This is a genomic window from Bacillus sp. JJ1521 (assembly GCF_036965165.1).
Classification (GTDB): Bacteria; Bacillota; Bacilli; order Bacillales; family Bacillaceae_L; genus Ferdinandcohnia.
Window position 1 is genome coordinate 67,240 of the sequence record NZ_JBALOX010000007.1, and the last position, 5,756, is coordinate 72,995.

Annotated in this window: 5 protein-coding genes; all 5 read left to right on the forward strand. The window is 36.3% G+C overall.

Going from position 1 to position 5,756, the window contains the following annotated elements; all coding sequences use genetic code 11:
• Positions 1-172: 172 nt before the first annotated feature.
• The 5 genes from V7147_RS01520 (at position 173) to rpoD (ending at position 5,497) form a co-directional block, all read left to right on the forward strand.
• Positions 173-811 (forward strand): helix-turn-helix transcriptional regulator, encoded by a 639-nt coding sequence (locus V7147_RS01520; RefSeq protein ID WP_335366098.1) that lies wholly within the window; start codon positions 173-175, stop codon positions 809-811.
• A 27-nt stretch (positions 812-838) separates the two neighbouring features.
• Positions 839-1,651: a pyruvate, water dikinase regulatory protein gene (locus V7147_RS01525; RefSeq protein WP_335366092.1), complete on the forward strand. Its 813-nt coding sequence runs from the start codon at positions 839-841 to the stop codon at positions 1,649-1,651.
• A 380-nt stretch (positions 1,652-2,031) separates the two neighbouring features.
• Positions 2,032-2,478 (forward strand): YaiI/YqxD family protein, encoded by a 447-nt coding sequence (locus V7147_RS01530; RefSeq protein WP_335366099.1) that lies wholly within the window; start codon positions 2,032-2,034, stop codon positions 2,476-2,478.
• Positions 2,479-2,511: 33 nt separating this feature from the next.
• Positions 2,512-4,326, forward strand: a complete 1,815-nt coding sequence (dnaG, locus tag V7147_RS01535) for a DNA primase (protein WP_335366093.1) — start codon at positions 2,512-2,514, stop codon at positions 4,324-4,326.
• A 37-nt stretch (positions 4,327-4,363) separates the two neighbouring features.
• Entirely contained in the window at positions 4,364-5,497 is a 1,134-nt protein-coding gene (gene rpoD / locus V7147_RS01540) for an RNA polymerase sigma factor RpoD (protein WP_335366094.1), read from the forward strand.
• The last annotated feature ends 259 nt before the right edge of the window (positions 5,498-5,756 follow it).

The following is a 5,756-nucleotide window of genomic DNA, read 5'->3' on the forward strand; positions in this document are numbered from 1 at the left end:
TTAGACCATAGAGCCGATTGCGCCTGGAGCTAGACAAGAAAGTAACACTAGGAGCAATTTCTGCTCCTAGTCTTTTTCTATACTCTATACGTTGTTTCGCAATTAGTATATAATAATTCTAATTAGTATAACCTTATTTAATTACATAAATGAAAAGATTTTACGAATGGTGGTGAGTACAATAGAACTAAGCAAACGGCAAGAACAAATTGTACAAATTGTAAAAGACAATGGACCTATTACAGGGGAAGCTATTGCAGACCGTTTAAGCTTGACAAGGGCAACCCTCAGACCAGATCTAGCTATTTTAACAATGGCAGGCTATCTTGAAGCCAGACCTCGGGTCGGATATTTTTATACGGGGAAAACAGGTCAGCAATTACTAGCCGATAAGATAAAAAAAATCAAAGTAATGGATTATCAATCCATTCCCGTCGTGATAAATGAGAGTATATCTGTATATGATGCGATTGTAACGATGTTTTTGGAGGATGTCGGAACTTTATTTGTAGTCGATAAATCATCAATTCTTGTTGGAGTGTTATCGAGAAAAGATTTACTGCGGGCAAGTCTTGGTAACCAGGACTTAAAGTCCGTTCCGGTTACGATCATTATGACTCGTATGCCTAATATTACAATGTGTGAAAAAGATGATCTTTTACTTGATGTGGCACATAAATTAATTGAAAAGCAAATTGATGCATTACCTATTGTAAAGCACTCTGAACGTGGTATAGAGGTTATTGGAAGAATCACAAAGACAAATATGACAAAAGCCTTAGTGGCCCTCGCCGGGGATGAAATCCTCTAATTATTTGGTAAGGAGATGGAGTTGTAAATGAGAAATCGTGTAGTATATGTAGTATCCGATTCGGTTGGGGAAACAGCAGAATTGGTTGTTAAAGCAGCAGTAAGTCAATTTAATGGATCACATACAGATATTAAAAGAATTCCTTATGTTGAAGATACAGCTACACTGGCAGAGGTTGTTGCCCTTGCAAAACTAAATAATGCAATTATTGCTTTTACTCTAGTGGTTCCTGAACTAAGAGATTTCCTTGTAAAGGAAGCAGAGCGAGAAGGAGTAATTGTGAATGATATTATTGGTCCGCTAATAGATAAAATGTCAGGACTTTATGAAAGTAACCCAAGATTCGAAGCGGGACTTGTAAGAAAATTAGACGAAGATTATTTCAAAAAAATTGAGGCAATTGAATTTGCGGTTAAATATGATGATGGACGCGACCCAAGGGGAATTCTTCGTGCAGATATCGTCCTAATTGGTGTATCAAGAACTTCGAAGACACCTTTATCCCAATACCTTGCACATAAGCGCTTTAAGGTTGCAAACGTTCCGATTGTCCCAGAAGTTGATCCACCGGAAGAATTGTTTAAAGTGTCACCGAATAAATGCTTTGGTTTAAAAATCAGTCCTGATAAACTAAATCATATTAGACGCGAAAGATTAAAATCACTGGGCTTAGATGACCAAGCTATCTACGCAAATATTAACCGCATCAAAGAAGAACTCGATCACTTTGAATCAATCATTAGTAAAATCGGTTGCGATGTTGTTGATGTTTCAAATAAAGCAGTAGAGGAAACTGCAAATATTATTTTAAATAAAATCAATAATCGCAGAACCAATTAAAAAAATGTTAAATATCTATACAAATATAAGCAAAAACATATCTTAAAATGATATGTTTTTTTGTGGCGCTTGAGGGAATTTTATATTATAATAAAAAATTGTGATAAAAATACATATTTTTAGGTTTAGAGTTCGATTGGATAGAATAGACTATGTATTGAAGGTTGTCAAGGGTAAGATAAGGAAATAGGTGAATTAATTTTCGACATTGTTTTCATTTCAAAATTTTTCTTTCCAAAAATAGTATGAAATATCCGTTCTTTTACTCACCTAAAGATGGGACAATCACAGATTATGAACATATTTTAAATCTTTTTCTGGAAAAGAAGGATTCTCTGGAGTGATGTAGAATAGAGAAATATGACGAAAAAAAGAATAAAATATTTGTTGATGCGGATGCATGTCCTGTTAAAGAAGAAATACTTAGCATAGCGGGCACATATAATATCAGTGTTGTATTTGTCGCTTCATATGCCCATGTTATGTCAAATCCCATGGGTGGAAAATGGGTGTACGTAGATGCCGAAAAAGAGGCAGCAGATCTCTATATTATGAATCACGCTATAAAAAAAGATATCGTCATTACCCAGGATACTGGCTTAGCAAGTATTTTAGTAAACAGAGGTGTAACTGTAATATCACCCCGTGGCAAAGAGTTTAAGGAAGAGGATATGGAACAAATTCTCCATTTCCGCTTTTTATCTGCAAAGGAAAGACGTAATGGCACCTACTCGAAAGGGCCAAAACCCTTTACTGATGAAGACAGACAACATTTTACTAAAATTTTTAAAAAAAGTTTGTCGAATATTGCAGGATTTAAGCTCTAAATATAGAATAACTAGTACTTGGGGATGTTAAACATGGGGTATCGAATTCCCGAAGAAACAATCGAAAAAATTCGTATATCTGTTGACATTGTTGATGTGATTAGTGAATATGTTCAATTGAAGAAGCAAGGTAGAAATTATTTTGGCTTATGTCCATTTCACGGTGAAAATACCCCTTCATTTTCTGTTTCCCCCGATAAACAAATCTTTCATTGTTTTGGGTGTGGAGCGGGTGGAAATGTATTTTCTTTTTTAATGGACTTAGAAGGGTATTCCTTCGCAGAGGCTGCAGTTAACTTAGCTAACAAGGTGAACATAGACTTATCTGATTACGAACAGCAAACAGCTGTTTCTGATAAAAATACTGATGCATCAAAAATGCAAGAAGCACACGAATTATTAAAGAAATTCTATCATCACCTATTACTTAATACAAAAGAAGGTCAACCAGCACTAGACTATTTAACAAATAGGGGCTTCACGAGAGAAATCATCGATAAGTTTGAAATCGGATATGCTCTTGATTCATGGGACTTTGCTACGAAATTTCTCCAAAAGCGAGGCTTTAAGCCTGAGTTGATGGAACGGGCCGGATTACTCGTTAAAAAGGAGGATACCGGAACATTCTTTGATAGATTTCGAAACCGTATTATGTTCCCAATCTGGGATCATCAAGGCAAAACAATTGCTTTTTCTGGCAGGGTACTTGGGAAGGGTCAGGAACCAAAATATTTAAATAGTCCGGAAACGATCATTTTTAATAAGAGTAAAACCCTTTACAATTTCCATCATGCTAGACTGCATATTCGAAAACAACAGCAAGTGATCCTTTTTGAAGGGTTTGCAGATGTAATTGCAGCTGATTCAGCAGATGTTCCTAATTCAATTGGTACGATGGGTACATCCTTAACAGATGAACATGTAAAAATAATTAGAAGGAATGTGGAATCTGTTGTCATTTGCTATGACTCTGATAATGCTGGGCTAGATGCAGCTTTACGAGCATCATCTATGCTTACCCAGGCGGGCTGTTATGTAAGAGTTGCAACAATGCCAAATAGTATGGACCCTGATGACTACATTAACAAATATGGCGCCGAGAAGTTTAAAAATGATGTAATAGGGGCAAGTCTTACATTAATGGCATTTAAAATGCAGTACTTAAGAAGGGGAAAAAATCTTCAGGATGAAGGAGAACGTATCCGTTATATAGAAGATGTACTTAAGGAAATTTCCTCTTTAGAAAAGGCTGTCGAAAGAGACCATTATTTGCGCCAGCTATCAAGTGAATTTTCAATTTCGCTTGATGCACTAAAAACACAACAGCTTCAGTATTATAAATCTGAACGGAAAAAAAGGGATAATTTCTCTGAAAATAGAAATAATACGAAAGCGAAACCTACCGTAGCTAAACATTTACTTAAAGCCTATCATAATGCAGAACGTTTTTTACTTGCGTATATGCTGCGGGATCGGGATATTGCTGATAAAGTACAAGATCAGCTTCAGGCCGAATTTAATATTGAAGAGCATCGAGCAATTGTAACATATTTATATGCATATTATGAAGAAGGTAATGAACCAGATATCAGCACAATTTTAACAAGAATACATGATGATAATCTTAAACGAATTGTAACTGATATTGCAATGATGTCAGTTGAAGAAGAAGTATCAGATTCTGTGTTATCAGATTATGTGAAACAGGTGTTGAATCACAAGAAAATGTCAATGATAAAAGAAAAAGAATCTGAACAACTTGAGGCTGAACGTAGTAAGGATTATTTAAAGGCCGCTACGATTGCAAATGAAATTATTCAAATGAAAAAAGCATTACAGGTTTTCTAACCTCTATGTCTTACTAGTTTTGGAAGGAGGGGAACAAATGGCTGAGAAGTCTAAAGAAGTTGACGCAGAATTAACATTAGAGCAAGTCAAAGAAAAGTTAACAGAGTTAGGTAAAAAACGCGGTGTATTAACCTATGAAGAAATCGCTGAGCGTATGTCTGGTTTTGAAGTAGAGTCAGACCATCTTGATGAATATTATGAGTTCCTTGGAGAGCAGGGGATTGAATTAATAGGTGAAGGCGAAGAGCATGATGCCGAAAATGATAATGAAGATCCAAATGTCCAAGATTTATCCAAGGAAGAAGAATTTGATCTAAATGACCTTAGTGTTCCTCCAGGGGTTAAGATTAATGACCCAGTGCGAATGTACTTAAAAGAAATTGGTCGTGTTGATTTACTCTCAGCAGATGATGAAATTCAACTCGCTGAAAGAATCGAACAAGGTGATGAAGAGGCCAAACGCCGACTTGCTGAAGCCAATTTACGACTTGTAGTAAGTATTGCAAAGCGGTACGTTGGGCGTGGGATGCTGTTCCTAGATTTAATCCAAGAAGGCAATATGGGACTTATTAAAGCTGTTGAGAAATTTGATTATCGTAAAGGCTTCAAATTCAGTACGTATGCTACTTGGTGGATTCGTCAAGCTATTACACGTGCGATAGCTGACCAAGCAAGAACCATTCGTATTCCTGTTCATATGGTAGAAACAATCAATAAATTAATCCGTGTGCAACGTCAGTTACTCCAGGATCTTGGACGCGAACCAACTCCGGAAGAAATTGCCGAGGATATGGATTTAACACCTGAAAAGGTTAGAGAAATCTTAAAGATTGCTCAAGAGCCTGTATCATTAGAAACACCAATTGGTGAAGAAGACGACTCACATCTTGGTGATTTTATCGAAGATCAGGATGCAACATCTCCATCAGAGCATGCGGCATATGAGCTTTTAAAAGAACAGCTTGAAGATGTCCTTGATACCTTAACAGATAGAGAAGAAAATGTATTACGTCTACGTTTCGGTTTAGACGATGGACGCACACGTACTCTTGAAGAAGTTGGTAAGGTATTTGGTGTTACTCGTGAGCGTATTCGCCAAATTGAAGCAAAAGCACTACGTAAGCTTCGTCACCCGAGCCGAAGCAAGAGACTAAAAGATTTCTTAGAATAAACATTTTCATTTACATTTCGTAGTTTACTTCATAAAATTGAAGTAAACTATTTTTTTATGCCCTCACGATGTGGGTCACAAAGACGAGCCACATGACGTGGTATTCAGTCTTTATCTTAGTTCGAAAAAGGTGAACGCTTTCATGAATCAAGACAGAAAAAAAGTCATTATTAACGAAATTCTATATTGGCGTGAAAATAAATTACTTCCAGAAGCCTATTGTAATTTTCTTCTTTCACTCTATACAGAAGGTGAAGGA

Bases quoted from the DNA above. Each gene is read 5' to 3' on its own strand.
- V7147_RS01525 (WP_335366092.1), top strand. From the start codon at position 839: ATGAGAAATCGTGTAGTATATGTAGTATCCGATTCGGTTGGGGAAACA.
- dnaG (WP_335366093.1), top strand. From the start codon at position 2,512: ATGGGGTATCGAATTCCCGAAGAAACAATCGAAAAAATTCGTATATCT.
- rpoD (WP_335366094.1), top strand. From the start codon at position 4,364: ATGGCTGAGAAGTCTAAAGAAGTTGACGCAGAATTAACATTAGAGCAA.